The organism is Streptomyces sp. NPDC005805, from assembly GCF_040630445.1.
GTDB lineage: Bacteria > Actinomycetota > Actinomycetes > Streptomycetales > Streptomycetaceae > Streptomyces.
On record NZ_JBEXXN010000032.1, the window covers coordinates 1 to 25,352 of the forward strand.

A 25,352-nucleotide genomic window follows, 5' to 3' on the forward strand; every position below is an offset into this window, starting at 1 on the left:
ACATCGAGCCGCACGGCCCCATCGAGACCGAAGCAGCCCGACGCCTCACCGAAGACCTCAACCACGAGTGATCAACGGCTTACCCAACACTTTCTGAGCCGACGGGTGGCCGAGATCCGCCGGACGCCTCCTACGGCCAGGCGGACCGCCGTTCCGCCAGCCCGTCGAGGACCAGGTCCAGGCCGACGGTGAACTCGTCCGCGTACGCGTAGTCCGGCTTCAGGGCGTGCTCGGTGATCAGCTCCGTGAGGTGCGGGAAGGCGTCCGGGGGCAGGTCCGCCGTGATCGAGGCGGCCAGTTCGGCGAGTTCGCCGGCGTCGCCGGAGGCGTCGAACGGCAGGCTCAGCTCCTGGAGGGCGAACCCGTACACATAGCTGTCCAGGACCGAGAACGCGTGGGCCGCGCCCGCGACCGAGAAGCCGCCCGTCCGGAGGCGGCCGAGGACCGCGTCGTGGTGCCGGAGCGTGGCGGGGCCCGGGTTGCGCCGGGAGTCCATCAGGCCGATCGCCCAGCGGTGCCGGATCAGCACCTCGCGCGCCGAGACCGACCGCAGCCGCAGCGCGTCGCGCCACTCGCCGTCCGGCGGCGGCAGCTCGATCTCGCCGAAGACCAGGTCGACCATGCCGTCGAGAAGGGCCTCCTTGTTGCGGACGTGGTGGTAGAGGGACATGGCCTCCACCCCCAGCCGCTCCGCGAGCGCGCGCATCGTCGGCGTTCCCCGGCCGCCCGCCTCGTCCGCCAGCTCCACGGCGGCGCGGAGCACCGCCTCCCTGCTGAGCGTCCGGCGGCGGGGCGCCGCTGTCCGGGCCTGCTCCTCGGCCACGGGTCCTCCCTGGTCTCCGCACGGCGTCTGTCCGGTGTCCGCCGTGCCTGCGATTGACAACCTTACGACGTAAGCCACATCCTTACGTTGTAAGGTTGGCTCGGGGTGAGGGAGGCGGCATGGAACGGAACCAGGCAGCGGGCGAGGGGCCGGGTGAGGGCGCGGGGAGGCGGGTGTGCGTCGTCGGCGCCTCCGGGAAGCTCGGGCGCCATATGGTCCGGCACGCCCTGGACCGCGGCTACGAGGTCGTCGGGGTCTGCCGGGAGCAGAGCGCCGGCAAGCTCGGTGAGTTCGCCGGGCGCATCCGGGTGGTCCCGGGGGTGACCGACGACCCCGCGGTGATCGCGCGGGCGGTGGAGGGCTGCGACGGGGTGCTCACCGTGCTCGTCCCCTGGGGGGTGCACGGGTACGCCACGGGCACCGCGCAGGCCGTGCTCGACCACGCGCGGCCGGACGCCCGCCTGGTGTTCTCCTGCGGCTGGCACATCACCCGCGACGGGAAGGACGTGTACACGCGCCGGCTGCGCGCCTTCGTGGCGGTCTTCGGGCCGCTGGCCCGGCTGGCCCGGATCGCCGACCTGCGCGACCAGGTGGAGGCGTGCCGCCGGGTCTTCGCCAGCGGCCGGCGGTGGACCGTCGTCCGGGGGAGCGACCTGGAGGAGGGGGAGGCCCAGGGGCTGCCGGTGTGGAGCCGGCATGTGGGCGACCCCGTCCTCGCGAGCAACCGCACCCGCCGCACCGACTTCGCCCTCTTCATGGTGGCCGCCCTCGCGGACGAGGCCCTGGTCCAGGAGGCCCCGGCCATCGTGGGCCGCCTCACCCCGTCGGCCCTGGCCCACGCGGCGGGAACGCGGGACGCGGCGGCCTGAACCCCGTGAGGGCCGGGTGCGGCGGCCCCGAGCCCGGGGCCGCCGTACCCGGCGGCCGGGTGCCGCCTCCGCCGGGGCCCGTCCGTCAGGGGCCGCTGTTGCCCTCGAAGTCGCCCAGGTTGATGAAGCTCACCCGGTCCTCCCAGACGTCCCAGGTCACATGCTTGCGCGCGCCCCAGTAGTAGGTCTCGTAGCTCATGAGCTCCCCGTACGACTCGTTCCGGTCCACCCGGTCCGGCCGGCCGAACACGGTCAGGAACTCCTCGTACGAACTCAGCCGCGCGAAGTGGGACAGATGCGGGCCGCTGATGGCGAAGCCGACCACGGCTCCGGCGCGCACCTTGTAGTTGACCTTGTCGGCGCCGTAGAGGAACCCGTCCGACCCGACGACGTCCTCGACGACCTCGTCCAGTGTCAGGCTCCGCCCCTCGGCGTCGATGTACTCGCTCTCGATGCCCGTCCCGCCGCGGTACCGGGCGACGGCGGCGGACATGCCGCCCACGACCCGCTGCCGCGGCACGGTGGCGGCCGGCGCGCCCAGGGCGATGCCGTTCACCCGGACACCGGCGAGGTCGAGGGTGGGCCGGGCCAGGAGGTCCGGGTTGTCGAGGATCTCGATCATCGCCGGAGTCTACGGGGGCTCGCCCGCGGTGACCGGGGGCGGGACCGGCCCCGGACCACCCTTGAAACGATTGCATAAACCTGCGCACCTGCGTATAGTCATGCCATCGACGAGGAGGGTCCGATGGCAGTACGAGCGGCAGTCGCCGGAGCGAGCGGATACGCGGGCGGGGAAGTCCTCCGTCTGCTCCTCGCGCACCCCGGCGTGGAGATCGGCGCCCTCACCGGCAACAGCAACGCGGGCCAGGCGCTCGGGGCGCTCCAGCCGCACCTGCCGGCGCTGGCCGGGCGGGTGCTGGAGGCGACCACGGCCGAGGCGCTGGCCGGGCACGACGTGGTCTTCCTGGCGTTGCCGCACGGCCAGTCCGCCGCCGTCGCCGAGCAGCTCGGCGAGGAGGTGCTCGTGATCGACATGGGCGCCGACTTCCGGCTGAGGGACGCCGCCGACTGGGAGGCGTTCTACGGCTCCCCGCACGCCGGGACCTGGCCCTACGGCCTCCCCGAACTGCCGGGCGCCCGCGCCGCGCTGGAGGGGTCCAGGCGCATCGCGGTGCCCGGCTGCTACCCCACGGCCGTCTCCCTCGCCCTGTTCCCCGCGTACGCGGCGGGCCTGGTCGAGCCGGAGGCCGTGATCACCGCCGCCTCCGGCACCTCCGGGGCCGGCAAGGCGCCCAAGGCGCATCTGCTCGGCTCCGAGGTCATGGGCTCCATGACCCCCTACGGCGTCGGCGGCGGCCACCGGCACACCCCCGAGATGATCCAGAACCTCAGCGCGGTCGCGGGGGAGCGGGTCACCGTCTCCTTCACGCCGACCCTCGCGCCCATGCCCCGCGGCATCCTCGCCACCTGCTCCGCGAAGGCGAAGTCGGGCGTCGGCGCCGAGGAGGTGCGGGCGGCCTACGAGAAGGCGTACGCGGACGAGGAGTTCGTGCGCCTGCTCCCCGAGGGGCAGTGGCCCGCGACCGCCTCCGTGTACGGGTCGAACGCCGCGCAGGTCCAGGTCGCCCTGGACCCGGCCGCGGGCCGCCTCATCGCGATCAGCGCGATCGACAACCTCACCAAGGGCACCGCCGGCGGCGCGGTGCAGAGCATGAACATCGCCCTCGGACTTCCCGAGAGCACCGGACTTTCCACGATGGGAGTGGCCCCGTGAGCGTGACAGCGGCACAGGGATTCACGGCGGCGGGCATCGCCGCGGGAATCAAGGCGAACGGCAACCCGGACCTGGCCCTCGTGGTCAACAACGGTCCCCGCCGCGCGGCCGCGGGCGTCTTCACCTCCAACCGCGTCAAGGCCGCCCCCGTCCTGTGGTCCCAGCAGGTCCTGGCGGACGGCGAGCTGACCGCCGTCGTCCTCAACTCCGGCGGCGCCAACGCCTGCACCGGGCCGAAGGGCTTCCAGGACACCCACGCCACCGCCGAGAAGGCGGCCGAGGTGCTGGGCACCGGCGCGGGCGAGATCGCCGTCGCCTCCACCGGGCTGATCGGCGTCCTGCTCCCCATGGACAAGCTGCTGCCCGGCGTCGAGCAGGCCGCGGCGCAGCTCTCCGAGCACGGCGGCGAGAAGGCCGCCATCGCGATCAAGACCACCGACACCGTGCACAAGACCGCCGTGGCGCGGGGTGACGGCTGGACGGTCGGCGGCATGGCCAAGGGCGCGGGCATGCTCGCCCCCGGCCTCGCCACCATGCTCGTCGTCCTCACCACCGACGCGGACACCGACGCCGCCACCCTCGACAAGGCCCTGCGGGACGCCACCCGGCTCACCTTCGACCGGGTCGACTCGGACGGCTGCATGTCCACCAACGACACCGTGCTCCTCCTCGCCTCCGGCGCCAGCGGAAAGGCCCCCGGCTACGCCGAGTTCGCCGACGCCGTGCGTGCGGTCTGCGAGGACCTCGCGCGCCAGCTGATCGGCGACGCCGAGGGCGCCTCCAAGGACATCCGGATCGAGGTCGTGAATGCGGCCACCGAGGAGGACGCGGTCGAGGTCGGCCGCTCCATCGCCCGGAACAACCTCCTCAAGTGCGCCATCCACGGCGAGGACCCCAACTGGGGCCGGGTCCTCTCCGCGATCGGCACCACCTCCGCCGCCTTCGAACCCGACCGGCTGAACGTCGCCATCAACGGTGTGTGGGTGTGCCGGAACGGCTCCGTCGGCGAGGACCGGGACCTGGTCGACATGCGCTACCGGGAGGTCACCGTCACCGCAGACCTGGCCGCGGGCGAGGAGTCCGCCGTCATCTGGGCCAACGACCTCACCGCCGACTACGTCCACGAGAACAGCGCGTACAGCTCATGACCGGCGCCACGCGGAAGCACACCGCCCTCCCGAAGGCGCAGACCCTCATCGAGGCGCTGCCCTGGCTGACCCGCCACCACGGCAGGACCGTCGTCATCAAGTTCGGCGGCAACGCCATGGTCGACGAGGAGCTGAAGGCGGCCTTCGCCCAGGACGTCGTCTTCCTGCGCCACGCCGGCCTCAAGCCTGTCGTGGTGCACGGCGGCGGGCCGCAGATCTCCGCCGCCCTCGACCGGCACGGCCTGGTCAGCGAGTTCCGGGCCGGGCTGCGGGTCACCACCCCCGAGGCCATGGACGTGGTCCGGATGGTCCTCGCCGGGCAGGTCCAGCGCGAACTCGTCGGCCTGCTCAACCAGCACGGCCCGCTCGCCGTCGGCCTCACCGGCGAGGACGCCCGCACCATCACCGCCACCCGCCACCAGCCGCGCATCGACGGCGAACTGGTCGACATCGGCCGGGTCGGCGAGATCACCGAGATCGACACCGGCGCCGTGGAGGCGCTGCTCGCGGACGGCCGCATCCCGGTCGTCTCCTCGATCGCCCGCTCCCAGGACGACGGACATGTCTACAACGTCAATGCTGATACGGCGGCTGCGGCACTCGCTGCTGCGCTGGGCGCCGAAACGCTGATGGTCCTCACCGACGTCGAGGGCCTCTACGAGGACTGGCCGCACAGCGACGAGGTCATCAGCCGCCTCACCGCCACCGAGCTGGAGAAGCTGCTGCCCGAGCTGTCCAGCGGCATGGTCCCCAAGATGGAGGGCTGCCTGCACGCCGTCCGCAACGGCGTCACCACCGCCCGCGTCATCGACGGGCGGGTCCAGCACTCCATCCTGCTGGAGATCTTCACCGACGAGGGCATCGGCACCATGGTCGTGCCCGACGGACAGGGGGAACCGTGAGCCAGGACCCGCACCCGAACCCGCAGCAGCCCGCCCCGCAGCCCGCGCCCACGGCGTCCCCCACGGCGTCGCTGACCGGGCGGTGGCAGGGTGTGATGGCCGACAACTACGGCACCCCCGGCCTCGCCCTGGTGCGCGGCGAGGGCGCCCACGTATGGGACGAGGACGGCACCCGCTACACCGACTTCGTCGGCGGGATCGCCGTCAACGCCCTCGGCCACGCCCACCCGGCGGTCGTGGCGGCCGTCTCCCGGCAGATCGCCTCCCTCGGGCATGTCTCCAACCTCTACGCGGCCGAGCCGCCGGTCGCCCTCGCCGAGCGGCTGATCCAGCTCTTCGGCCGCCCCGGGCGCGTGTACTTCTCCAACTCGGGCGCGGAGGCCAACGAGGCCGCGTTCAAGCTCGGCCGGCTGACCGGCCGCCCGCACATGGTCGCCACCACCGGCGGCTTCCACGGCCGGACCATGGGCGCCCTCGCGCTGAACGGCCAGCCGGGGAAGCGGGAGCCCTTCCTGCCGCTGCCGGGAGACGTCACCCATGTCCCGTACGGGGACGCGGAGGCGCTGCGCGCGGCGGTCACCGAGGAGACCGCGCTCGTGGTGATCGAGCCGATCCAGGGGGAGAACGGCGTCGTCGTGCCGCCGAAGGGCTATCTGGAGGCGGCCCGGGAGATCACCCGGGCCACGGGCACCCTGCTGGTGCTGGACGAGGTGCAGACCGGTATCGGCCGGACCGGCCACTGGTTCGAGTACCAGGCCCACCAGGGCGTGGAGCCGGACGTGGTGACCCTCGCCAAGGGCCTCGGCGGCGGGCTGCCGATCGGCGCGACCGTGGTCTTCGGCCCGGCGGCGGACCTGCTGAAGCCCGGCCACCACGGCTCCACCTTCGGCGGGAACCCGGTCTCCTGCGCCGCCGGGCTCGCCGTGCTCGACACCCTCGCCGCCGACGGGCTGCTCGACCAGGTCAAGCGCCTCGGCGAGAAGCTGCGCGACGGGATCGAGGCACTGGGGCACCCGCTGGTCTCCCATGTCCGTGGCAGTGGCCTGCTGCTGGGTATCGTGCTCACCGGGCCGCACGCACCACGGGTGCAGCAGGCGGCCCGGGGTGCCGGTTTCCTGGTGAACGCCCCCGTCCCCGATGTGGTGCGGCTGATGCCGCCGCTGATCATCGGTGACGCGGAGGTGGACGCGTTCCTCGGGGCGCTGCCCGGCATCCTCGACGCCAGCGACGGTGAAGGACGAGCCGAAGAGTGAGACGACGATGACCGAGGGCCAGGAAACCGAGCATGCCGGGCCCGCCGTCCCGCAGACCCGCACGGCCCGCCACCGCCGGATCGTGGACATCCTGAACCGGCAGCCGGTGCGCTCCCAGAGCCAGTTGGCGAAGCTCCTCGCGGACAACGGACTGAGCGTCACCCAGGCGACGCTCTCCCGGGACCTGGACGAGCTGGGCGCGGTGAAGATCCGCAACACCGGCGGCGAGCTGATCTACGCGGTGCCCAGCGAGGGCGGCTTCCGCACCCCGCAGGCCCCGCTGGGGGAGTCCGCCAAGGAGGAGCGGATGCGCAGGCTCTCCGGCGAACTCCTCATCTCGGCGGAGGCGTCGGCGAACCTGGTGGTGCTGCGGACCCCGCCGGGCGCGGCCCAGTTCCTGGCCTCGGCCATCGACCAGGCCGAACTCCACGACGTGCTGGGCACGATCGCGGGGGACGACACCCTGATGCTGATCAGCCGCGACCCGGCGGGCGGGCAGGCCCTCGCGGACCACATGCTGCGGCTGGCCCAGAACGACCGCTGAACCGCCGCTGAGCCGCTGTCACGGAGCGGGCCCGGGAAGCCGACTGAGGCGCCCCGGGCCCGCTCCGTGACGTCTTCACGCCCTCGGGCCGTCTCAGGCCGTGCGGGGCGGCAGGGGCAGGGGGAGTGCCGGGAGGCCGTCCAGGCTCACCCCGATGTGCTCCTTCTTCTCGCAGTACGCGGCGAACTCCTCGTCCGTCTTCCGTGCGAAGTGCTCGGCGTGCTGGGTGCGTTCCTCCCGGTAGTCCAGGAACGGGACCGCGAAGCCGCACGAGTCGCTGACCCGGACCGCGCGCACCACGACGATCGCGCGTGCCGAGGGGCCGTCCACGCCGGTGAACCGGGCGATCCACTCGGGCCAGCGCGGGTCGTCCCGGAAGATCGCCTCCCCGCGGCCGTGCACCCGGAGGATCTTCGGCGGCCCGGAGAAGGCGCACCACATCAGCGTGATCCGGCCGTTGCCGGGCTCGCGGAGATGGGCGACGGTCTCGGCGCTGCTGCCGCCGAAGTCCAGATAGGCGAGGGTCGTCTCGTCCACGACCACCAGCGTCCCGGCCCGCCCTTTCGGCGAGACGTTGACATGCCCGTCGCCGGTCAGCGGTGCGGTGCCGGTGAAGAACACCGGCTGCCGCTCGATGAAGTCACGGATCCGGCCCTCGATATGTTCGTACGTTTTCCCCATGCTCGGATTATCCGCCTGTGGGGTCGGTGGTGATCCGGGGCAGCCCCAGCCGGTCGCGCATCACGGCCATCACGTAGTCGCTGAACAGATGCCCGGTGCGGCGCACCAGCGCGTCCACCTCGGGTGACCGGCGCGGCACCTCGTCCAGCCAGCGCCGCCCCTGCACGGCGGCCTCGCCGCAGCGGCGCAGCCGCGTGTCCGGGTCGTCGAGGACGGCCACGGCCGCCCGCAGCTCGCAGAGCCCGCCGCGCGCCCGCAGCAACCGGAAGGCGGCGCGGCGCAGGGGAGCGGGCCGGCGCGGGTCGAGCCGCCCGAGCAGCCGCTCCCCGGGCAGCGCGCCCGCGTACGGCAGCAGGGCGCGGACCGCCTCCCGCGCGACGCCCGGCCCGGTGTCGTCCAGCAGCGGCAGGACGTCCGCCACCCGCACGGACTCCAGCAGCCGCAGCCCCGCGACGGCCCGGGCGCGGACCGCCGCGTCCGGGTGGGCGAGCAGTGCCCGCAGCAGCGGCGCGTCCTCCCGCCGCCCGCACTCGGCGAGTCCGACCAGTGCCCACGGGTGCGCGGCGGGGTCCGCGCAGAGCGCGAGCGTGCGGGCGCGGGCGTCGCCGCCGCCCTGCGCGACCACCCAGCGGGCGCAGGCCCGCACCAGCCCCGAACGGTCCGCGAGGTACGCCACGGCCTCCCCGCCTCGCTCCGCCCGGCGCAGGGCCGTCACCCCTGCGGACCGCACGGCGGGCACCCGCGCACCGAGCAGCAGATCCACGGCGTCGGCGCGGTCGGCACGGCGCGGGCTGACACCCGCACCGACTGCCCGGCCTTCCGCGCCGCCGCCGGCACGGGGCGCGTCGCCGGGACCGACGACTCGGCCCGGCGCGCCGGGCACCGGCTGTGCGGCATCCGGCACCGCCGGGGCCGCGCCCCTCGTCTCCGCCCCCGCCAGCGCCCCGTCCGCGAAGAGGCGGGCCGCCATCGGGTCGGGCTCCGTCGAGGCGAGGCGGGCCAGTTCAAGAGGGTCGGGCAGACCGGAGGCGGTGAGGACGCGGGCCGCCAGGCGGCGGGTCGCGGCGTCACGTTCCGGGCCCAGCAGCCGGTACGCGGCGGCCGGTGACGCGGTGAGCGCCGAGAGGACGAGATCGCGCGCCCAGGCGCCCTCCTGCCGTCGGGCCAGCCGCAGGACCAGCGGGGTGAGCAGGCGCAGGGTGCGCCCCGGCTCGCTGCGCAGCAGCTCCGCGACCAGCGCCCGGGCCCGGGCGCGCACGGGCTCCGCCCAGTCCGTGCAGCGGACGACCGCGAGCGGCCAGAAGGCCGTCGTGCGCGGCCCGTCCGCCAGCGCGGCCTCCCGCACCCGCCCGTCCGGATGGCACAGCGCCGTCTCGGGCACGGCGCGCAGCCGCGCCCGCGCCTCCAGGGCGGCAGCGCCGTACGTGTGCCGGCCGTACGCCCGGACCGCCGCGTCGAAGGCGGTCCAGCAGTCCGGGGCCCCGGGGTCGAGCACCGCCTCCGCCGGCTCGCCCGCGAGAAGCCGCTCCACCGCCGCGTCCCCCGCCGCCGCGTCCCACCGCGTGGTGTGCGCCATGGACCTCCCCCTCCGGTCGCTCGTCCGCAGGACGCTACGCCGGAGGGCGCACCCCTGACCAGCGGTTTTCCCCGGCGATTGACAAAACATACGGGCAAGCGCATAGTTATACCCATCAGCGTTTGCACCGTAAGGAGAAACCCCGTGACCGAGCGCGTCGTACTCGCCTACTCGGGCGGCCTGGACACCTCCGTCGCCATCGGCTGGATCGCCGAGGAGACGGGCGCCGAGGTCATCGCCGTTGCCGTGGACGTCGGCCAGGGCGGCGAGGACCTGGACGTCATCCGCAAGCGCGCGCTCGCCTGCGGTGCCGTGGAGGCCGAGGTCGCCGACGCCAAGGACGAGTTCGCCGAGGAGTACTGCCTCCCCGCGATCAAGTCCAACGCCCTCTACATGGACCGCTACCCGCTGGTCTCCGCCCTCTCGCGGCCGGCGATCGTCAAGCACCTGGTGGCCGCCGCCAAGAAGCACGGCGCCACCACCGTCGCCCACGGCTGCACCGGCAAGGGCAACGACCAGGTCCGCTTCGAGGCCGGCATCGTCGCGCTCGCGCCCGAGCTCACCTGCATCGCCCCCGTCCGGGACTACGCGATGACCCGGGACAGGGCCATCGCCTTCTGCGAGGCCAAGCAGCTCCCCATCGCCACCACCAAGAAGTCCCCGTACTCGATCGACCAGAACGTCTTCGGACGGGCCGTCGAGACCGGCTTCCTTGAGGACATCTGGAACGGGCCGATCGAGGACATCTACGAGTACACCTCGAACCCGGCCGAGCAGCGGGAGGCCGACGAGGTCGTCATCACCTTCAAGGCCGGCGTCCCGGTCGCGATCGACGGCAAGCCCGTCACCGTCCTCCAGGCGATCCAGCAGCTCAACGAGCGGGCCGGCGCGCAGGGCATCGGCCGGATCGACATGGTCGAGGACCGGCTCGTGGGCATCAAGTCCCGTGAGGTCTACGAGGCCCCCGGCGCCATCGCGCTGATCACCGCCCACCAGGAGCTGGAGAACGTCACCGTCGAGCGGGAACTCGCCCGGTACAAGCGGCAGGTCGAGCAGCGCTGGGGCGAGCTGGTCTACGACGGCCTGTGGTTCTCCCCCCTCAAGCGGGCGCTGGACGGCTTCATCGACGAGGCCAACGAGCACGTCTCCGGCGACATCCGGATGACCCTGCACGGCGGCCGGGCCGTCGTCACCGGCCGGCGCTCCGAGGAGTCGCTGTACGACTTCAACCTGGCCACCTACGACTCGGGCGACACCTTCGACCAGTCCAAGGCCCAGGGCTTCATCGAGATCTTCGGCCTCTCCCAGAAGATCGCCGCCAAGCGGGACCTCGCGTAGCGGACGGACCGGGTGCGGACCGCCCGGCCCACGCAACCGCGCAACCGCGTAACCCGACCCCGCCGTAGCGGCGTTGTACCCACCGACCGCCTCCCCGCACCACCGGCACCGCGCGGGGAGGCGGTCGCACATCCGAACCGTTCCAAGGAGCAAGAGCTGTGAGCAGCAACAACGGTGACGTCCGGCTCTGGGGCGGCCGCTTCGCCGACGGCCCCGCCGAGGCGCTGGCGAAGCTGTCCGCGTCGGTCCACTTCGACTGGCGGCTCGCGCCGTACGACATCGCCGGCTCCCGCGCCCACGCCCGCGTCCTCGCCAAGGCGGGCCTGCTCACCGAGGACGAGCTGACCCGCATGCTCGACGGGCTCGACCGGCTGGAGGCGGACGTCGCCGACGGCTCGTTCACCGGCACCATCGCCGACGAGGACGTGCACACCGCCCTGGAGCGCGGCCTGCTGGAGCGGCTCGGCCCCGACCTCGGCGGCAAGCTGCGCGCCGGCCGGTCCCGGAACGACCAGGTCGCCACGCTCTTCCGGATGTACCTGCGCGACCACGCCCGGATCATCGGCGGTCTGATCGCCGACCTCCAGGACGCGCTGGTGGGCCTGGCCGAGGCGCACCCCGACACGGCCATGCCGGGCCGCACCCACCTCCAGCACGCGCAGCCGGTGCTCTTCGCCCACCATGTCCTCGCCCATGTCCAGGCCCTGTCCCGGGACGCGGAGCGGCTGCGGCAGTGGGACACCCGGACCGCCGTCTCCCCGTACGGCTCCGGCGCCCTCGCCGGCTCCTCCCTCGGGCTCGACCCGGAGGCCGTCGCCAAGGACCTCGGCTTCGAGCGGGGCTCGGCGGGCAACTCGATCGACGGCACGGCCTCGCGGGACTTCGTCGCCGAGTTCGCCTTCGTCACCGCGATGATCGGCGTCAACCTCTCCCGGATCGCGGAGGAGGTCATCATCTGGAACACGAAGGAGTTCTCCTTCGTCACCCTGCACGACGCCTTCTCCACCGGGTCGTCGATCATGCCGCAGAAGAAGAACCCGGACATCGCGGAGCTGGCGCGCGGCAAGTCCGGCCGCCTGATCGGCAACCTCACCGGGCTGCTCGCCACGCTGAAGGCGCTACCGCTCGCGTACAACCGCGACCTCCAGGAGGACAAGGAGCCCGTCTTCGACTCCTGCGACACGCTGGAGGTCCTGCTCCCCGCCTTCACCGGCATGATGGCCACGCTCACCGTCCACCGGGAGCGCATGGAGGAACTGGCCCCCGCCGGCTTCTCCCTGGCGACGGACATCGCCGAATGGCTCGTCAGGCAGGGCGTCCCGTTCCGCGTCGCACACGAGGTCGCGGGCGAGTGCGTCAAGGAGTGCGAGGCGCGGGGGATCGAGCTGGACCAGCTCACCGACGAGCAGTTCGCCAAGATCTCCCCCCACCTGACCCCGGACGTCCGCACGGTCCTCAACGTCCCCGGCGCCCTCGCCTCCCGCTCCGGCCGCGGCGGCACGGCCCCCTCCGCGGTCGCCACCCAGCTCCGCGAGGTCAAGGCCGACCTGGTGATACAGCACGCCTGGGCCGGCGCCAAGGGCTGACGGCGCGCGGGCGAGGCACGACGACGGCGGGGCGGCGGACCGGACCGGCGCGCGCCGGTCCGGTCCGTCAGCGCAGCTCCGCCGCCCAGTCGGCGAGCCGGTCGAAGTCCGGCCGGAGCAGGCCGCGGCGCGGGTCGATGGACAGCAGGAGCGCGGGCGCCAGATGGTGCCGCTCCACGTACTCGTGGTCGTACGGCGTGATGTCGTCGTCGACCCACGCGAACGGCCGTCCCGGGGCGTACTCCAGGATGTACTGCGTCTTCCAGAACGTCCCGCCCGGCGCCCGCCCGTGCATCTTCGGCCAGTCGACGAAGGGCAGCCGGGGCAGGCCGAGGGGCGGGCCTATCCAGGTGTTCGCCTCGCCCTTCCAGGTGGTGCCCCACACCAGTTCGTAGTGCTCGGCGAGCGCCAGTAGCTCCGGCCCGTGCGCGGGGTTGAGCCAGACGCGCAGCGGTCTGCCGTCCGTCCAGCCCGTGGGGCGCATCCGGTGCGTCCCATAGCCCTCGGGGCGGCGCTGGGCTTTGGCCGCGTACGGGTTGAGCGGGCCGTCGACGTCGATCAGCAGCAGTGGTTTCACAGAGGTCCCCCGGACTCCGTCGTGGTGGGCGGCTCCGGGCGGCCGGCCCACGGGTCCGGCGGGGCGGCTACGGCCGGGCGCCGGCGATGCGTGCGCAGAGGTCCGTGCGGGAACCGTGGGCCATGGTCACGGACTTGTGGCCGTCGGAGCTGATCTCCATTCTGTAGACGCCGTCCACGATGTACAGCCCGCGGGGCAGATTGCCCTTGCCCTCGGCGATGCCGACCAGGACCGGGCCCGACACGTACCAGGACTGGGAGCCGTCGGTGCCGTAGCGGACCAGGGCCGAGCCGCTCGCGTCGGCGTCGTGGAAGGCGCCCGTGGCGGTCGCGGTCACGCGGACGACCAGGTCGCCCTTGTAGGCCACGTCCTTGGGGGAGCCGTCCGGGTGGCGGGACAGAACGCGCCGGACCACCTCGTCCACCAGCGGCTCCCCGCGGACCGCGACGTCGCAGCGCTCGCCCGCGGCGACCTCCCACGGCTGCGAGGGCGCGGGCTCCCAGGCGCCGGCGGACGGAGGCGGCGGGGACGCCAGGGCCGGGGAGGCGAGGGCACAGGCCGTAACGGTGGCCAGGGCAAGGGCTGTTCGGCGCACGATGACTCCAGGTGAGCGGGAGGACGGGAGGAGGAGCGGTGCCGAGCGTGCCCGTCGCCGCTCACCACCCACTCACCAAGGGGGGCGCCGGAGGGGCCGGGGGCACCCACTACCCTCCCCGTCCCATGGAGTTCACGCTGCTCGGCCCGTTCGAGGCCCGCCGTGCGGGACGCCCCGTGCCGGTGGCCAACCGCCGTCAGGAGCGCTGTCTGCTCGGCGTCCTGCTGCTGGAGGCGGACCGGGCGCTGAGCACCGGCCGGCTGATCGGCCTGCTGTGGCCCGGGACGCCGCCGCCCTCCGCCCGCGGCACCCTGCACACCTACATAGGCCGTCTCCGCGCGGCGCTCGCGCGGCACGACGGGCCCCGCGTGGAGACCGCCGCGGACGGCTACCGGCTGCGCGCCGACGGACACCACGTCGACGCCCACACCTTCACCGGGCTGGTCCGCAGGGCCGACCGCGCGCCGGGCGCGGCCGTCCGCGCCGCCCTGTACGAGGAGGCGCTCGGCCTCTGGCGCGGGCCGCTGCTCGCGGACACCGCCGGTGACGAGCTGCGCGAGCAACTGGGCGCCGGGCTGGACGAGTTGTGGCTGACCGCCGTCGAGCAGCGCGCGGCCGCGCACCTGGAGCTGGGGCTCACCGACCGGGTCGCCGCCGACCTCGCCCCGCTCGCCGCGCGGCACCCCGGCCGGGAACGGCTCGTCGGCACCCTGATGACCGCCCTGCACCGCGCCGGCCGCCGCGCCGACGCCCTGGAGCTGTACGCGAGGGCCCGTCAGGAACTCGCCGAGGAGCTGGGCGTCGAGCCGGGTACGCGGCTGCGCGCGCTCCACGAGCGGGTGCGCGGCGGCGATCCGGGCCCGGACGGGCCGCCCGTGCCGGTCCACGCGGTACGCGTCGGCGGCGAGTGGCTGCCGTGGACCACCAGCGGCCGGCCCGCGCTGGAGTTCTGCAACACCCGGGCCGGCTGGAACGGGCCGCCGTCGCCCGCGTCGGAGTGGCTGCGGCACTACCGCACCCTCGCCGTCTGGTCCGGGCACCACGGTCTGGCGGACGAGTGGGAGGTCAGCGGGCTGCTGCGGCGTGCCGCGGACGAACCCGAGCGGGCCGCGGCGGCCCTGGCCGAGGCCCGCGCGTTCCGTGCGCGGCTGTACGCGTGCCTCACCGGCCCGGACGACGTCCGAGCCTTCGGCGACGTGGCCCGGCTCGTCGACGAGGCGTCGGCGGCGTCCGTCTTCGTCCGGGGCGACGACGGACTCGGGCGCCGGCGGATCGCCCCGGCCGCGGGCCTCCGGCTGCCGCTGCTGGCCGTCGCCCTCGACGCCGCCGGGCTGCTGTCGGGCCCGGAACGCTTCCTGGTGCGGGCCTGCCCGGGGGAGGGGTGCGGCTGGCTCTTCGCGGACGAGGGCGGGCGCCGCCGGTGGTGCAGCATGCGGACGTGCGGAGGGACGGGGTCGGCCACCCACTGAACCGGGCCGCTCGAACAGGGGTCGGGCCCAACCGGGACTGGCCCGAAGCGGAACCGGGCCCAACCGGGACCGGCCCAATGGGACAACCGTGAACTGAATGAGACATTCATGTCTCACATGGGTTAGTGTTGTCCCATGGCTATGGATCGTGAACAGGTGCTACGCGCCGCCGCCGCCCTGCTGTCCCGGAAAGCGACCGCCACCATGGACGAGGTCGCCCGGGCCGCGGGCATCGGACGGGCCACCCTGCACCGCCACTTCGCCGGACGGGACGCCCTCGTGCGCGCCCTCGAAGCCCTGGGCATCCAGGAGTTCGAGGCCGCTCTCGAACGCGCCCGCCTGGACGAGGACAGCGCCACCGAGGCGCTGCGCCGCCTGATCGCGGAGGCCCAGCCCGCCGCCGACCTGCTCGCCTTCCTCTACACGGAGAACCAGCTCTTCGAGGGCGACGGCGTCAACGAGGGCTGGGCGCGCCTCGACGCCCGGGTGGCGGACTTCTTCCGCGCCGGACAGGAGCGGGGCGAGTTCCGGATCGACCTCAGCCCGGCCTGGCTCACCGAGGCGCTGTACGGGCTGGTGGGCGCGGGCGCCTGGGCCGTGATGGACGGCCGCGTGGCCAAGAACGACTTTCCCTACATGGTCGCCGAGCTGATGCTCGGCGGAGCACGACGGAGCGTGGAGACATGAGCAGCACCCTCAGGCCCGGGCCCGAGGCGGAGACCCTGCACCGCCCCGGCCGCTGGCTGGCGCTGTCGGTCCTGGTCCTGGCGGTCCTCCTGGTGGCGGTCGACGCGACCGTCCTGGGCCTCGCCACCCCCTTCCTCAGCGAGGACCTGGCGCCCACCGGCAACCAGTTGCTGTGGATCGGCGACGTCTACTCCTTCGTCATCGCCGGACTCCTGGTCTCCATGGGCAGCCTCGGCGACCGCATCGGACGCAAGAAGCTCCTGCTGACCGGCGCGGTCGCGTTCGGCGCGGTCTCCGTGCTCAACGCGTACGCCACCACGCCCGAGATGATGATCGTGGCCCGGGCCCTGCTCGGTGTCGCCGGTGCGACGCTGATGCCCTCCACCCTGGCGCTGATCCGGAACCTCTTCCACGACCCGCGCGAACGCAGCATCGCCATCGGCATCTGGGGCGCCATGGCCTCCGCCGGCGCGGCGGTCGGCCCGGTGGTCGGCGGCTTCCTGCTGGAGCACTTCTGGTGGGGCTCGGTCTTCCTGATCAACCTGCCCGTGATGGCGGTCCTGGTGGTCGTCGGCGCGAAGCTCCTCCCGGAGTCCAGGAACCCCGCGCCCGGCCCCTGGGACGTGCCGAGCGTCGCCCTCTCCCTGGTCGGCATGTTCGGCGTGGTGTATGCGATCAAGGAGGCGGCGAGCCACGGCATCGGCGTCGTCCCCGGCGCCGCCGCGCTGATCGGCCTCCTCGCGCTGTACGGCTTCGTCCGCCGCCAGCTCGTGCTGCCGGCGCCCCTGCTCGACATGCGGCTGTTCCGGCACCGGGGCTTCTCCGGCGCGGTCCTGGCCGACCTGCTGACCATCTTCGGCCTCTCCGGGCTGGTGTTCTTCCTCTCCCAGTTCCTGCAACTGGTCCAGGGCCGGGAGCCCTTCGAGGCGGGCCTCGCCGAACTCCCGGCGGCGGTCGGCGCGGTGGCCACCGGTCTGGTCGCGGGCTTCGTCGCCCGGCGCTTCTCGGTGCGGTCCGTGGTGGCCGGCGGCCTCGCGGCGGTCGGCCTCGCCCTGGCCGTGCTCACCGTCATCGGCCAGTCGACCGGCTATCCGCTGCTCGGCGCGGCGCTGCTGGTGGTCGGCGCGGGCGCGGGCTTCTCGTTCACCGTCACCGCCGACGTGATCCTCTCCAGCGTCCCCAAGGAGCAGGCGGGTTCGGCCTCGGCGGTCTCGGAGACCGCGTACGAACTCGGCGCGGCGCTCGGTATCGCGCTGCTCGGCTCGGTGGTGACCGGCGTCTACCGGGGCTTCCCGGTGCCCGAGGGAGTGCCCGCGGGTGTCGAGGCGGCGGCCCGCGAATCGCTGGGCGGCGCGGTGGAGGCCGCGGGCTCGCTGCCCGCCGGACAGGCGCAGGCCCTGGTCGGGGCGGCCCAGGAGGCGTTCACCGACGGGCTGCGGATAGCCGCGGGCGTCGGTGCGGCGGTCCTGCTGGCGACGGCGGTGGCGGCCTGGTTCCTGCTGAAGGGGCAGAAGCTCGCAGAGAACGTGGAGCACTGACGCCCGGGGCCGCGGGGCCCGTGAACGACACGGCGGCGGGTGCCGCGCCCGAGGAGGCGCGGCACCCGCCGCCGTTCGTGTGCGTCGCGTCCGTCCGCGTGCGCGCGTGCGGACGTGCGCGCTTGTGCGCGCCGGTTACGCGGCCTTCGCCTTGGTGGCGTACATGTCCACGTACTCCTGGCCCGACAGCCGCATGACCTCCGCCATCACCGAGTCGGTCACCGCCCGCAGGACGTAGCGGTCGCGGTCCATGCCCTCGTAGCGGGAGAACTCCATCGGCTCGCCGAAGCGGACCGTCACCCGGCCCGGCCGGGGCAGGCCCGCGCCGCCGGGCTGGAGCTTGTCGGTCCCGATCATCGCGAACGGGACGACCGGTGCCCCCGTCATCAGCGTCAGCCGGGCGATACCGGTACGGCCCCGGTACAGCCGGCCGTCGGGGGAGCGGGTGCCCTCCGGGTAGATGCCGAAGACCCGGCCCTCCTCCAGCACCCGGCGGCCGGTCATCAGCGCCGCGACCCCGCCGTTGGCGCCGTCGCGGTCGACGGGGATCATGCCGACGCCGGTGAAGAACCACGCCATGGCACGGCCCTTGAGGCCCTTTCCGGTGACGTACTCGTCCTTGCCGATGAAGAACACCGGCCGGTCGGTCACCAGCGGCAGCACCATCGAGTCGATGAAGGTGAGGTGGTTGCCCGCGAGGATCACCGGCCCGGTTCCCGGAATGTTCTCCGCGCCCTCCACCCGGGGCCGGAACATCAGGCGCAGGATCGGCCCGAGCACTGCCTTGATGAGCGTCAAGCGGGACAACGGGTCCTCCGTGTCGTGGGACGGGCCGGATGCGGGGCGCCGGTGCGGGCGAGCAGAAGTCCGTGCAGGTGAGGACCATACTCGCGGGTCACGGCAGATCGCACATCGGGTTCACGGACCCGATACGCAGTGTTGACGTGTGTTTCTCCGCTGTTCGTCGTGGGTCTGCCGCGCGGAGGGCGGGAGTGCCTACCATCGGGCCTCGCTGACAGGGTGCGGGAGATCACAGGGAGGAACGTTTCATGACACAGGGCGCGAACAGCGGTCCGGCACGCCGTGCGCTGCTCGGAGCAGCCGTTCTCGGTACGGCGGCGGGAGCGGTCGGCGCGGGTGCGGGCGTCGCGCAGGCGGGTGGGAGCGGACCCGCCGGCCAGGGCGGTCACGGCGGTCACGGCGGCGGCTACCGCCGTCTCCCCGTGCCCACGGTGATCGCCCACCGCGGCGCCAGCGGCTACCGGCCCGAGCACACCCTCGGCTCGTATCAGCTGGCCCTGGACATGGGCGCGCATGTGATCGAGCAGGACCTGGTGCCGACGAAGGACGGCCACCTCGTATGCCGTCACGAGAACGACATCACCGGCACCACGGACGTCGCCGACCGCCCGGAGTTCGCGGGCCGCCGGACCACCAAGTCGGTCGACGGGACCTCCTACACCGGCTGGTTCACCGAGGACTTCACCCTCGCCGAGCTGAAGACCCTGCGCGCCAAGGAGCGGATCCCCGCCGTCCGGCAGCGCAACACCCTCTACGACGGCCGCTGGAGCGTCCCCACCTTCGAGGAGGTGCTGCGCTGGGCGGAGCGGGAGGGCCGCCGCCGGGGCCGCCCGGTGTGGCTGCACGTCGAGACCAAGCACCCCACCTACTTCCGGGGCCTCGGCCTCGGCCTGGAGGAGCCCCTCGCGAAGCTGCTGCGGCGCTACGGGCGGGACGAGCGGGACTCGCCCGTCTTCCTCCAGTCCTTCGAGCCGAGCAGCATGCGGCGGATGGCCCGGCTGGTGTCCTCCCCGCGGGTCGTGCTGCTGGACGCGGCGCACACCCGGCCCTGGGACTTCGTCCAGACGGGCGACCCGCGCACGGTCGCCGACCTGGTGAAGCCCGAAGGGCTGGACTGGATCGCCTCGTTCGCCCAGGGCCTCGGCCCCACCCTGGACCTGGTCATCCCCAAGGACGCGGGCGGGCGTCTGACGAAGCCGACCACCCTGGTGCGGGACGCGCACGCCCGAGGCCTGGTCCTGCACCCCTACACCCTGCGCAACGAGAACTCCTTCCTGCCCGCCGACTTCCGGCGCGGCACCGACCCGAACGCGTACGGGGACGTGTTCGGCGCGTACCGGACGTACTTCGCCACGGGGATCGACGGCATCTTCACCGATATGCCGGACACGGGGCTGCTGGCGGCGGACGAGGTCTGAGGTTCCCGGGGCGGGGCCGGTCTCGGGGGCCGGCCCCCGGGCCGGGCCGGCGCTCCCGCCCCCGGGGCCGGCCCGGTCTCCGTGGCCACCGCCCCCGTTCCCCGCGGCCGGAGGCGTCAATTCCGTGCGTGTCACGCGGTTGACGCCCCCGGCCGGGCGCCGCAAGGCCCCCGCCCCGAGCCCCGCACCCGTACGGGTGAGAGCCCCGCCCGGCGGAAACCACCGCACGGTCGCCGCACGTCAGGCGGGGCATGACCGTCGCACAGGAATCCGCCGCCCCGGGCGGCACGGGCGCAGTCGTCGGCGCCCTCGGCCCGCTCGTCGCGGCCGAGGCCACCGCGGAGGCCCCCGGCGCCGCCGTCGAGGCGCGCGACCTCGAACAGGCCGTCTGGCTGCGCCTGCTGGAACGGCTCGACGGCGACGCCGGCCCGCCCGCCGACGCCGCCCGCTGGGTGCGCTCCGCCGTGCGCGCGGAGGCCCGCCGCGCCCGCCGCACCGCCGCCCGTGAACTGCCCTACCGCCAGGAGCCGTCCGCCGACCCGGCCGTCGAGCACTTCGCCCCGCCGGAACGCGCCGCGCTCCGGTCCGAGCGCCGCCGCTCCCTGCGCGCCGCCGTCGCCCGCACCCCCGGGCGCTGCCCCCGGCTGCTGATGGCGATGCTGGCGCCCGACGACCTCACCTACCGGGAAATCGCAGGGACGTTGGGTATCTCACAGGGGAGTCTGGGGCCGATGCGTTCCCGTTGCCTGGGATGTCTGCGCAGAATGCTCGCGGCAGAGGTTGCGGCTCCCGGGCATCGGGGAAGGGAGCGGTAGACAACCGGCGGATCAGGTGAGCGGGAGGCATGCGCACATGGGCATGAGCGTGACCATCTCAGCGGCGACCGAGCACGATGCGGAGCACATCCTCAAGCTCCAGTACCTGTGCTACCAGAGCGAGGCCGAGCTCTACGGCGACTACCGCATCGAACCCCTCACCCAGAGCCTCGCCGACCTGCGCGCCGAACTCACCGCCGGCCACGCCCTGGTGGCCCGGCTGGGCGACGAGGTGGTCGCCTCCGTGCGCGGCCGGGTCGACGAGGCCGGCACCGCCCGTATCGCCAAGCTGATCGTCCACCCGCGGATGCGGCGCCACGGTCTCGGCGGCCGGCTCCTGGACGCGATCGAGGCCCGGTTCGCGGCCGAGGAGCGCGCCGAGCGCTACCGCCTCTTCACCGGCCACCGCAGCGAGAGCAACCTCCGCCTCTACCGCAGCCGGGGCTACGCACCCGTCGCGACCGAACAGCGGGGCCCGCGGCTGACCCTGGTCACCCTGGAGAAGGAAGCCCCGGCCGCCGTCGCCGCGAGCGTCGTCGCGGAACAGGGCGCCGGGCCGGACCCCTTCGCCGCCAGCGCCTGACCGGCCGTCGCCCCGGCCGCCCGCTCAGGCGGCCGGCGCAGCCGTGCGCGCCCGGCGCAGCCAGAGCATGCCGGTCACCGGGAGCAGCACCGGGATGAAGAGATAGCCCATGCCGTACTCCGACCACACGGTCGAGTCCGGGAAGGCCGAGGGGTCCACCACCGTCCAGGTCCCCACGATCAGCACGCCCGCCAGCTCGGCGGCGCAGCACACCAGCGCCGCCCGGCGGGCCGTCTCCCCGCCGCGCACCAGCGTGTAGGTGATGAACGCGTAGACCACGGCCGCGACCGCGGAGAGGACGTGCGCCAGGGGAGCGCTGCCGAAGTCGGTGAGGATCTGGTAGACGGACCGGCTCACCGCGCCGACCGACATCACGCCGTACAGCCAGACCAGCAGCAGCCCCGGCCCGCCGACCAGCCGGGTGCGCCCGGCAGCGGAACCGGCGCCGTCCGCGCCCGTGGTGCCGGTGGTCGCCGCCGTGCTCTCCGTGGTGCCCTCGGCCATGGTCAGCCTCCCCAGATGTCGTGGAGCCGCACTTCCAGCACGGCCAGGACCACCGCTCCCGCGGCCACGGTCGCCGAACCCCAGCGGGTGCGTTCACCGAGCGACAGGAAGCCGGCCGCGGGCACCGCGAGGGCCGAGCCGATGAGGTACGCGAGGAAGATCGCCGTGCCCTCGTCGGCCTCCATACCGCGTGCGAGCTGCACGATCCCGACGACCAACTGGACGAGGGCGAGGAAGGACACCACGGCGATGCCGATGAAGTGCCAGTCCTTGGTGGGCTGATCGCGATACGCGGCGTGGCCGCACCACGCGGCGAGGGCGAGCGCGGTCACGGCCACCGCGATCGTCAGGGCGTCGAGCATGGCATCGAGCGTATTACGGCCCGGCCCCCACCCGGTCCCCGGCCCCCACCCGGTCCCCGGCCCCCACCCGGTCCCCGGCCCCCACCCGGTCCCCGGCCCCCGCGCGGCCCCCGCGCCGGGTCCCCTCCCGGCGCAGGCCCGTCTCCCGCCGGGACCCCGAGGGCCGTGGTCTTGACCACAGCCCACCGCCCGCGCCCATGGACCCGGACCCGCCGGTTCCGTCCACCCCCACGGCATCCACGCAGGTCGCAGGGGGTGCGCCGGGCACCCGCCGGACCACCCCGTGTCCACATAGTGCGACATTTCTGTCCGGAATGCGGACATCCTTGATGTGCTCGTCCGACCGTCTGCTTTACTTGCAGCCATGACCACGACGAGCAGCCGCACCCTTGCGACCGAGGCGATCACGACGCCCGGTGCTCGTTGTATGTGTCGAATGTGCGCCTTCTGAGGGTCCCTGCCAGTGCCTCGCGCCCCGAAGCGAGACCGACAGTCATGAGCTGAGTCCGACCCGCCCGCCGCCCCTCGGCGAGGCCCGGACCGAGAGCCTGCACCCCGCGCGCGTCCCCCGGCCACCAGCCGAGCCCGTGTGCCCGCAGACGACTGTCCGAACCGAAACGCCCCGTGCCCGGCGGACACCGCGCCGCGCACTCGACAGTGACGGAAACCCTGTGATCACCACCAAGGGCCTGACCAAGGTCTACTCGTCGCGAGGCCGCGACGTCACCGCCCTCGACGGCGTCGACCTCCACGTCCGCGAGGGCGAGGTCTTCGGCGTCATCGGACAGAGCGGCGCCGGCAAGTCCTCGCTCATCCGCTGCGTGAACCTCCTGGAACGCCCCACCTCCGGAACCGTGACCGTCGCCGGGACGGACCTCACCGCCCTCGCCGGCCGAGGCCGCCGCGCCTCCCGCGAACTGCGCGCCGCGCGCACCCGCATCGGCATGGTCTTCCAGCACTTCAACCTGCTGTCCTCGCGCACCGTCCAGGACAATGTGGAACTGCCGCTGGAGATCCTCGGCGTCTCCGGCGCCGAGCGGTCCCGCAAGGCCCTCGAACTCCTCGACCTCGTCGGCCTCGCCGACAAGGCGCGCTCCTACCCCGGGCAGCTCTCCGGCGGCCAGAAGCAGCGCGTCGGCATCGCCCGCGCCCTCGCCGGGGACCCCAAGGTCCTCCTCTCCGACGAGGCGACCAGCGCCCTCGACCCCGAGACCACCCGCTCCATCCTCCAGCTGCTGCGCGACCTCAACCGCGAACTGGGCCTCACGGTCCTGCTGATCACACACGAGATGGACGTGGTCAAGAGCGTCTGCGACTCCGCCGCCCTGATGCGCGGCGGGCGGATCGTCGAGTCCGGCACGGTCAGCGGACTGCTCGCCACCCCCGGCTCCGAACTCGCCCGGGAGCTGTTCCCCGTGGGCGGCGAGGCCACCGGCACCGACCGGACCGTCCTCGACGTCACCTTCCACGGCGAGGCGGCCACCCAGCCGGTGATCTCCCAGCTCTCCCGCACCTACAACATCGACATCTCCATCCTCGGCGCCGCCATGGACACCGTCGGCGGACGGCAGATCGGCCGGATGCGCATCGAACTGCCCGGCCGCTACGAGGAGAACGTGGTGCCCGTCGGCTTCCTGCGCGAGCAGGGCCTCCAGGTCGAGGTGATCGACCCCGCGGCCACCGCCGATCCGTCCACCGCCGCCGGCCCGTCCGCCGCGGCCGCCCCCGGCCCCGTCCCGGCCCAGGCCGGCACTCTGGTGAAGGAGATCGCGAAGTGACCTGGTCCGAGATGGAACCCCTGCTCACCCAGGGCACCCTCGACACCCTCTACATGGTCCTGTGGTCCACCCTCGCCACCGTGGCGGGCGGCCTGCCGCTCGGCGTGCTGCTCGTCCTCACCGACAAGGGCGGACTCCTCCAGAACACCCCGGTGAACAAGGTCGTCGGCGCGATCGTGAACGTCGGCCGCTCGCTGCCGTTCATCATCCTGCTGATCGCCCTGATCCCCTTCACCACCCTGGTCGTCGGCACCTTCATCGGCCCCACCGCCATGATCGTGCCGCTCGCCGTCGGCGCGATCCCGTTCTTCGCCCGGCTCGTCGAGACCGCGATCCGCGAGGTCGACCACGGCCTGGTCGAGGCGGTCCAGGCGATGGGCGGCTCCATCCCGACCATCGTCCGCAAGGTGCTGCTGCCCCAGGCGCTGCCCTCCCTGGTCTCCGGCGTCACCACCACCGTGATCGTGCTCATCGGCTACTCGGCGATGGCCGGCGCGGTCGGCGGCGAAGGACTCGGCTCCAAGGCCGTCACCTACGGATTCCAGCGCTTCGAGACCCAGTTCATGCTGGTCACCGTCGCGATCCTGGTCGTCCTGGTGACCGTCGTCCAGCTGATCGGCGACGGCGCCGTGCGCCTCCTCGCCCGCCGCGGACGCGCCGCGACCTAGCGACCCCGGGCCGCCGCCCCCCGGCCCGGCCCGGCCCCACGCCTTTCCCCCTCACCGGCCCGCACTCCTTGTCCGGGCTTCGCACCACCACCAGAAAGAGGCACTTTTCGTGCGCAAGAACACCAAGCTCACCGCCGCCGCAGCACTCACCGCGACCCTCGCCCTCGGCCTCACCGCCTGCGGCACCTCCTCCGACCCGGCCTCCGCCGGCGACTCCGGCGCCAAGGCCGACGAGTCCAAGGCGCTCGTCGTCGCCGCCTCCCCCGTCCCGCACGCCGACATCCTCACCTTCGTGAAGGACAAGCTGGCGGCCGAGGAGGGCCTCAAGCTGGAGGTCAAGGAGTTCACGGACTACGTCCTGCCGAACACCGCCACCCAGCAGGGCCAGGTCGACGCCAACTTCTTCCAGCACAAGCCCTACCTGGACGACTTCAACAAGAAGAACAAGACGACCATCGTCCCGGTCGTCGACGTCCACCTGGAGCCCCTCGGCCTCTACTCCAAGAAGTCGAAGGACGTGAAGGACATCAAGGCCGGCCAGACCGTCGCCGTCCCCAACGACACCACCAACGAGGGCCGCGCCCTCCACCTGCTCGCCGAGAACGGGCTGATCACCCTCAAGGACGGCGTCGGCACCGACGCCAAGCTGTCCGACATCGCCGACGCCAAGGGCCTGAAGTTCAAGGAGCTGGAGGCCGCCACGCTGCCCCGCGCCCTGAACGACGTCGACGCCGCGGTCATCAACGGCAACTACGCCATCGAGGCCGAGCTCAAGCCCGCCCAGGACGCCCTGGTCCTGGAGAAGGCCGAGGGCAACCCGTACGCCAACTTCCTCGCCGTCAAGGACGGCAACGCGGACGACCCGCGGGTGCAGAAGCTCGCCAAGCTCCTGAACTCGCCCGAGGTGAAGAAGTTCATCGAGGACACCTACCAGGGCTCCGTGGTCCCCGCCTTCGGCGCGGTCAAGTAGCGCTCACGCGGGCGGCCGGACGGCAGCCACCCGACGGGCGCCCGCGCGGACGCCCAACCGGACACCGCCGCACGGCACTTGACGCCGGCCCCG

Annotated in this window: 26 protein-coding genes; 17 read left to right on the forward strand and 9 right to left on the reverse strand. The window is 73.4% G+C overall.

The genetic code is table 11. The features are described from left to right. Positions 1 to 130: 130 nt before the first annotated feature. On the reverse strand, positions 131 to 823 hold the full coding sequence (locus tag ABZ457_RS18695; RefSeq protein ID WP_359158673.1) for a TetR/AcrR family transcriptional regulator: 693 nt from the start codon (positions 821 to 823) through the stop codon (positions 131 to 133). 119 nt (positions 824 to 942) lie between these two features. Between ABZ457_RS18695 and ABZ457_RS18700 the strand changes: the two genes are divergently transcribed. Next, a complete protein-coding gene (locus ABZ457_RS18700) occupies positions 943 to 1,692 on the forward strand; it encodes an NAD(P)H-binding protein (protein WP_359158674.1) in 750 nt (249 codons plus the stop codon). An 85-nt stretch (positions 1,693 to 1,777) separates the two neighbouring features. Here ABZ457_RS18700 and ABZ457_RS18705 read toward each other — a convergent pair whose 3' ends face one another. Next, positions 1,778 to 2,314 carry a hypothetical protein gene (locus ABZ457_RS18705; RefSeq protein WP_359158675.1) on the reverse strand — a complete coding sequence of 179 codons (537 nt, stop codon included), beginning with the start codon at positions 2,312 to 2,314 and terminating at the stop codon, positions 1,778 to 1,780. A gap of 123 nt (positions 2,315 to 2,437) precedes the next feature. Between ABZ457_RS18705 and argC the strand changes: the two genes are divergently transcribed. The 5 genes from argC (at position 2,438) to ABZ457_RS18730 (ending at position 7,313) form a co-directional block, all read left to right on the forward strand. Further along, positions 2,438 to 3,466: an N-acetyl-gamma-glutamyl-phosphate reductase gene (gene argC / locus ABZ457_RS18710; protein WP_359158676.1), complete on the forward strand. Its 1,029-nt coding sequence runs from the start codon at positions 2,438 to 2,440 to the stop codon at positions 3,464 to 3,466. Further along, the gene (gene argJ / locus ABZ457_RS18715) at positions 3,463 to 4,614 is read left to right on the forward strand and encodes a bifunctional glutamate N-acetyltransferase/amino-acid acetyltransferase ArgJ (protein WP_359158677.1); all 1,152 of its coding nucleotides are present in this window, start codon (positions 3,463 to 3,465) and stop codon (positions 4,612 to 4,614) included. The genes argC and argJ overlap by 4 nt, the downstream gene beginning before the upstream one ends. Further along, positions 4,611 to 5,516, forward strand: a complete 906-nt coding sequence (gene argB, locus ABZ457_RS18720; RefSeq protein WP_359158678.1) for an acetylglutamate kinase — start codon at positions 4,611 to 4,613, stop codon at positions 5,514 to 5,516. Before argJ ends, argB begins: the two co-directional genes overlap by 4 nt. A 71-nt stretch (positions 5,517 to 5,587) precedes the next feature. Next, the gene (locus ABZ457_RS18725; protein ID WP_359158741.1) at positions 5,588 to 6,769 is read left to right on the forward strand and encodes an acetylornithine transaminase; all 1,182 of its coding nucleotides are present in this window, start codon (positions 5,588 to 5,590) and stop codon (positions 6,767 to 6,769) included. 7 nt (positions 6,770 to 6,776) lie between these two features. Then, a complete protein-coding gene (locus ABZ457_RS18730) occupies positions 6,777 to 7,313 on the forward strand; it encodes an arginine repressor (protein ID WP_018848936.1) in 537 nt (178 codons plus the stop codon). Between the two features lie 93 nt (positions 7,314 to 7,406). Here ABZ457_RS18730 and ABZ457_RS18735 read toward each other — a convergent pair whose 3' ends face one another. Further along, a complete protein-coding gene (locus ABZ457_RS18735; RefSeq protein WP_359158679.1) occupies positions 7,407 to 7,994 on the reverse strand; it encodes a pyridoxamine 5'-phosphate oxidase family protein in 588 nt (195 codons plus the stop codon). Positions 7,995 to 8,001: 7 nt separating this feature from the next. Next, entirely contained in the window at positions 8,002 to 9,570 is a 1,569-nt protein-coding gene (locus ABZ457_RS18740) for a hypothetical protein (RefSeq protein WP_359158680.1), read from the reverse strand. A 144-nt stretch (positions 9,571 to 9,714) separates the two neighbouring features. On the opposite strand from ABZ457_RS18740, the gene ABZ457_RS18745 reads away from it, so the two are divergent. Beyond that, the gene (locus ABZ457_RS18745; protein WP_359158681.1) at positions 9,715 to 10,908 is read left to right on the forward strand and encodes an argininosuccinate synthase; all 1,194 of its coding nucleotides are present in this window, start codon (positions 9,715 to 9,717) and stop codon (positions 10,906 to 10,908) included. A 158-nt stretch (positions 10,909 to 11,066) separates the two neighbouring features. Then, positions 11,067 to 12,494 carry an argininosuccinate lyase gene (gene argH / locus ABZ457_RS18750; RefSeq protein WP_359158682.1) on the forward strand — a complete coding sequence of 476 codons (1,428 nt, stop codon included), beginning with the start codon at positions 11,067 to 11,069 and terminating at the stop codon, positions 12,492 to 12,494. A 67-nt stretch (positions 12,495 to 12,561) separates the two neighbouring features. Here argH and ABZ457_RS18755 read toward each other — a convergent pair whose 3' ends face one another. Together ABZ457_RS18755 and ABZ457_RS18760 are read right to left on the reverse strand one after the other, a co-directional pair. After that, on the reverse strand, positions 12,562 to 13,071 hold the full coding sequence (locus tag ABZ457_RS18755) for a hypothetical protein (RefSeq protein WP_359158683.1): 510 nt from the start codon (positions 13,069 to 13,071) through the stop codon (positions 12,562 to 12,564). Between the two features lie 67 nt (positions 13,072 to 13,138). Next, a complete protein-coding gene (locus ABZ457_RS18760) occupies positions 13,139 to 13,666 on the reverse strand; it encodes a hypothetical protein (protein WP_359158684.1) in 528 nt (175 codons plus the stop codon). A 125-nt stretch (positions 13,667 to 13,791) separates the two neighbouring features. Between ABZ457_RS18760 and ABZ457_RS18765 the strand changes: the two genes are divergently transcribed. From ABZ457_RS18765 to ABZ457_RS18775, 3 genes are all read left to right on the forward strand, one after another. Beyond that, positions 13,792 to 15,135 (forward strand): BTAD domain-containing putative transcriptional regulator, encoded by a 1,344-nt coding sequence (locus ABZ457_RS18765; RefSeq protein WP_359158685.1) that lies wholly within the window; start codon positions 13,792 to 13,794, stop codon positions 15,133 to 15,135. A 135-nt stretch (positions 15,136 to 15,270) separates the two neighbouring features. Further along, positions 15,271 to 15,822 carry a helix-turn-helix domain-containing protein gene (locus tag ABZ457_RS18770; protein WP_359158686.1) on the forward strand — a complete coding sequence of 184 codons (552 nt, stop codon included), beginning with the start codon at positions 15,271 to 15,273 and terminating at the stop codon, positions 15,820 to 15,822. Next, positions 15,819 to 17,360: an MFS transporter gene (locus tag ABZ457_RS18775; protein WP_359158687.1), complete on the forward strand. Its 1,542-nt coding sequence runs from the start codon at positions 15,819 to 15,821 to the stop codon at positions 17,358 to 17,360. The genes ABZ457_RS18770 and ABZ457_RS18775 overlap by 4 nt, the downstream gene beginning before the upstream one ends. A 135-nt stretch (positions 17,361 to 17,495) precedes the next feature. Here the strand turns inward: ABZ457_RS18775 and ABZ457_RS18780 are convergent, their stop codons facing one another. Further along, positions 17,496 to 18,167: a lysophospholipid acyltransferase family protein gene (locus tag ABZ457_RS18780; protein WP_359158688.1), complete on the reverse strand. Its 672-nt coding sequence runs from the start codon at positions 18,165 to 18,167 to the stop codon at positions 17,496 to 17,498. 242 nt (positions 18,168 to 18,409) lie between these two features. Here ABZ457_RS18780 and ABZ457_RS18785 point away from each other — a divergent pair, with 242 nt between their 5' ends. The 3 genes from ABZ457_RS18785 (at position 18,410) to ABZ457_RS18795 (ending at position 20,977) form a co-directional block, all read left to right on the forward strand. Then, a complete protein-coding gene (locus ABZ457_RS18785; protein ID WP_359158689.1) occupies positions 18,410 to 19,579 on the forward strand; it encodes a glycerophosphodiester phosphodiesterase in 1,170 nt (389 codons plus the stop codon). A gap of 251 nt (positions 19,580 to 19,830) precedes the next feature. Continuing rightward, positions 19,831 to 20,394, forward strand: a complete 564-nt coding sequence (locus ABZ457_RS18790; RefSeq protein ID WP_359158690.1) for a sigma-70 family RNA polymerase sigma factor — start codon at positions 19,831 to 19,833, stop codon at positions 20,392 to 20,394. A 37-nt stretch (positions 20,395 to 20,431) separates the two neighbouring features. Continuing rightward, the gene (locus tag ABZ457_RS18795) at positions 20,432 to 20,977 is read left to right on the forward strand and encodes a GNAT family N-acetyltransferase (RefSeq protein ID WP_359158691.1); all 546 of its coding nucleotides are present in this window, start codon (positions 20,432 to 20,434) and stop codon (positions 20,975 to 20,977) included. A gap of 24 nt (positions 20,978 to 21,001) precedes the next feature. Here the strand turns inward: ABZ457_RS18795 and ABZ457_RS18800 are convergent, their stop codons facing one another. Together ABZ457_RS18800 and ABZ457_RS18805 are read right to left on the reverse strand one after the other, a co-directional pair. Beyond that, the gene (locus tag ABZ457_RS18800) at positions 21,002 to 21,481 is read right to left on the reverse strand and encodes a hypothetical protein (RefSeq protein ID WP_359158692.1); all 480 of its coding nucleotides are present in this window, start codon (positions 21,479 to 21,481) and stop codon (positions 21,002 to 21,004) included. 2 nt (positions 21,482 to 21,483) lie between these two features. Continuing rightward, complete coding sequence (locus ABZ457_RS18805; RefSeq protein WP_359158693.1) at positions 21,484 to 21,843, reverse strand: hypothetical protein; 360 nt, start codon at positions 21,841 to 21,843, stop codon at positions 21,484 to 21,486. A gap of 671 nt (positions 21,844 to 22,514) precedes the next feature. Between ABZ457_RS18805 and ABZ457_RS18810 the strand changes: the two genes are divergently transcribed. From ABZ457_RS18810 to ABZ457_RS18820, 3 genes are all read left to right on the forward strand, one after another. Continuing rightward, positions 22,515 to 23,621 carry an ATP-binding cassette domain-containing protein gene (locus ABZ457_RS18810; RefSeq protein ID WP_359158694.1) on the forward strand — a complete coding sequence of 369 codons (1,107 nt, stop codon included), beginning with the start codon at positions 22,515 to 22,517 and terminating at the stop codon, positions 23,619 to 23,621. Continuing rightward, positions 23,618 to 24,289, forward strand: coding sequence for a methionine ABC transporter permease (locus ABZ457_RS18815; RefSeq protein ID WP_359158695.1), 672 nt, complete (start codon positions 23,618 to 23,620; stop codon positions 24,287 to 24,289). Before ABZ457_RS18810 ends, ABZ457_RS18815 begins: the two co-directional genes overlap by 4 nt. A gap of 109 nt (positions 24,290 to 24,398) precedes the next feature. Beyond that, entirely contained in the window at positions 24,399 to 25,259 is an 861-nt protein-coding gene (locus tag ABZ457_RS18820) for a MetQ/NlpA family ABC transporter substrate-binding protein (RefSeq protein ID WP_359158696.1), read from the forward strand. Positions 25,260 to 25,352: the final 93 nt, after the last annotated feature.

Bases quoted from the DNA above. Each gene is read 5' to 3' on its own strand.
- ABZ457_RS18735 (WP_359158679.1), bottom strand. From the start codon at position 7,994: ATGGGGAAAACGTACGAACATATCGAGGGCCGGATCCGTGACTTCATC.
- ABZ457_RS18805 (WP_359158693.1), bottom strand. From the start codon at position 21,843: ATGCTCGACGCCCTGACGATCGCGGTGGCCGTGACCGCGCTCGCCCTC.
- argC (WP_359158676.1), top strand. From the start codon at position 2,438: ATGGCAGTACGAGCGGCAGTCGCCGGAGCGAGCGGATACGCGGGCGGG.
- ABZ457_RS18800 (WP_359158692.1), bottom strand. From the start codon at position 21,481: ATGGCCGAGGGCACCACGGAGAGCACGGCGGCGACCACCGGCACCACG.
- ABZ457_RS18795 (WP_359158691.1), top strand. From the start codon at position 20,432: ATGGGCATGAGCGTGACCATCTCAGCGGCGACCGAGCACGATGCGGAG.
- ABZ457_RS18775 (WP_359158687.1), top strand. From the start codon at position 15,819: ATGAGCAGCACCCTCAGGCCCGGGCCCGAGGCGGAGACCCTGCACCGC.
- ABZ457_RS18770 (WP_359158686.1), top strand. From the start codon at position 15,271: ATGGCTATGGATCGTGAACAGGTGCTACGCGCCGCCGCCGCCCTGCTG.
- argB (WP_359158678.1), top strand. From the start codon at position 4,611: ATGACCGGCGCCACGCGGAAGCACACCGCCCTCCCGAAGGCGCAGACC.
- ABZ457_RS18790 (WP_359158690.1), top strand. From the start codon at position 19,831: ATGACCGTCGCACAGGAATCCGCCGCCCCGGGCGGCACGGGCGCAGTC.
- ABZ457_RS18765 (WP_359158685.1), top strand. From the start codon at position 13,792: ATGGAGTTCACGCTGCTCGGCCCGTTCGAGGCCCGCCGTGCGGGACGC.
- ABZ457_RS18730 (WP_018848936.1), top strand. From the start codon at position 6,777: ATGACCGAGGGCCAGGAAACCGAGCATGCCGGGCCCGCCGTCCCGCAG.
- ABZ457_RS18740 (WP_359158680.1), bottom strand. From the start codon at position 9,570: ATGGCGCACACCACGCGGTGGGACGCGGCGGCGGGGGACGCGGCGGTG.
- ABZ457_RS18785 (WP_359158689.1), top strand. From the start codon at position 18,410: ATGACACAGGGCGCGAACAGCGGTCCGGCACGCCGTGCGCTGCTCGGA.
- ABZ457_RS18700 (WP_359158674.1), top strand. From the start codon at position 943: ATGGAACGGAACCAGGCAGCGGGCGAGGGGCCGGGTGAGGGCGCGGGG.
- ABZ457_RS18705 (WP_359158675.1), bottom strand. From the start codon at position 2,314: ATGATCGAGATCCTCGACAACCCGGACCTCCTGGCCCGGCCCACCCTC.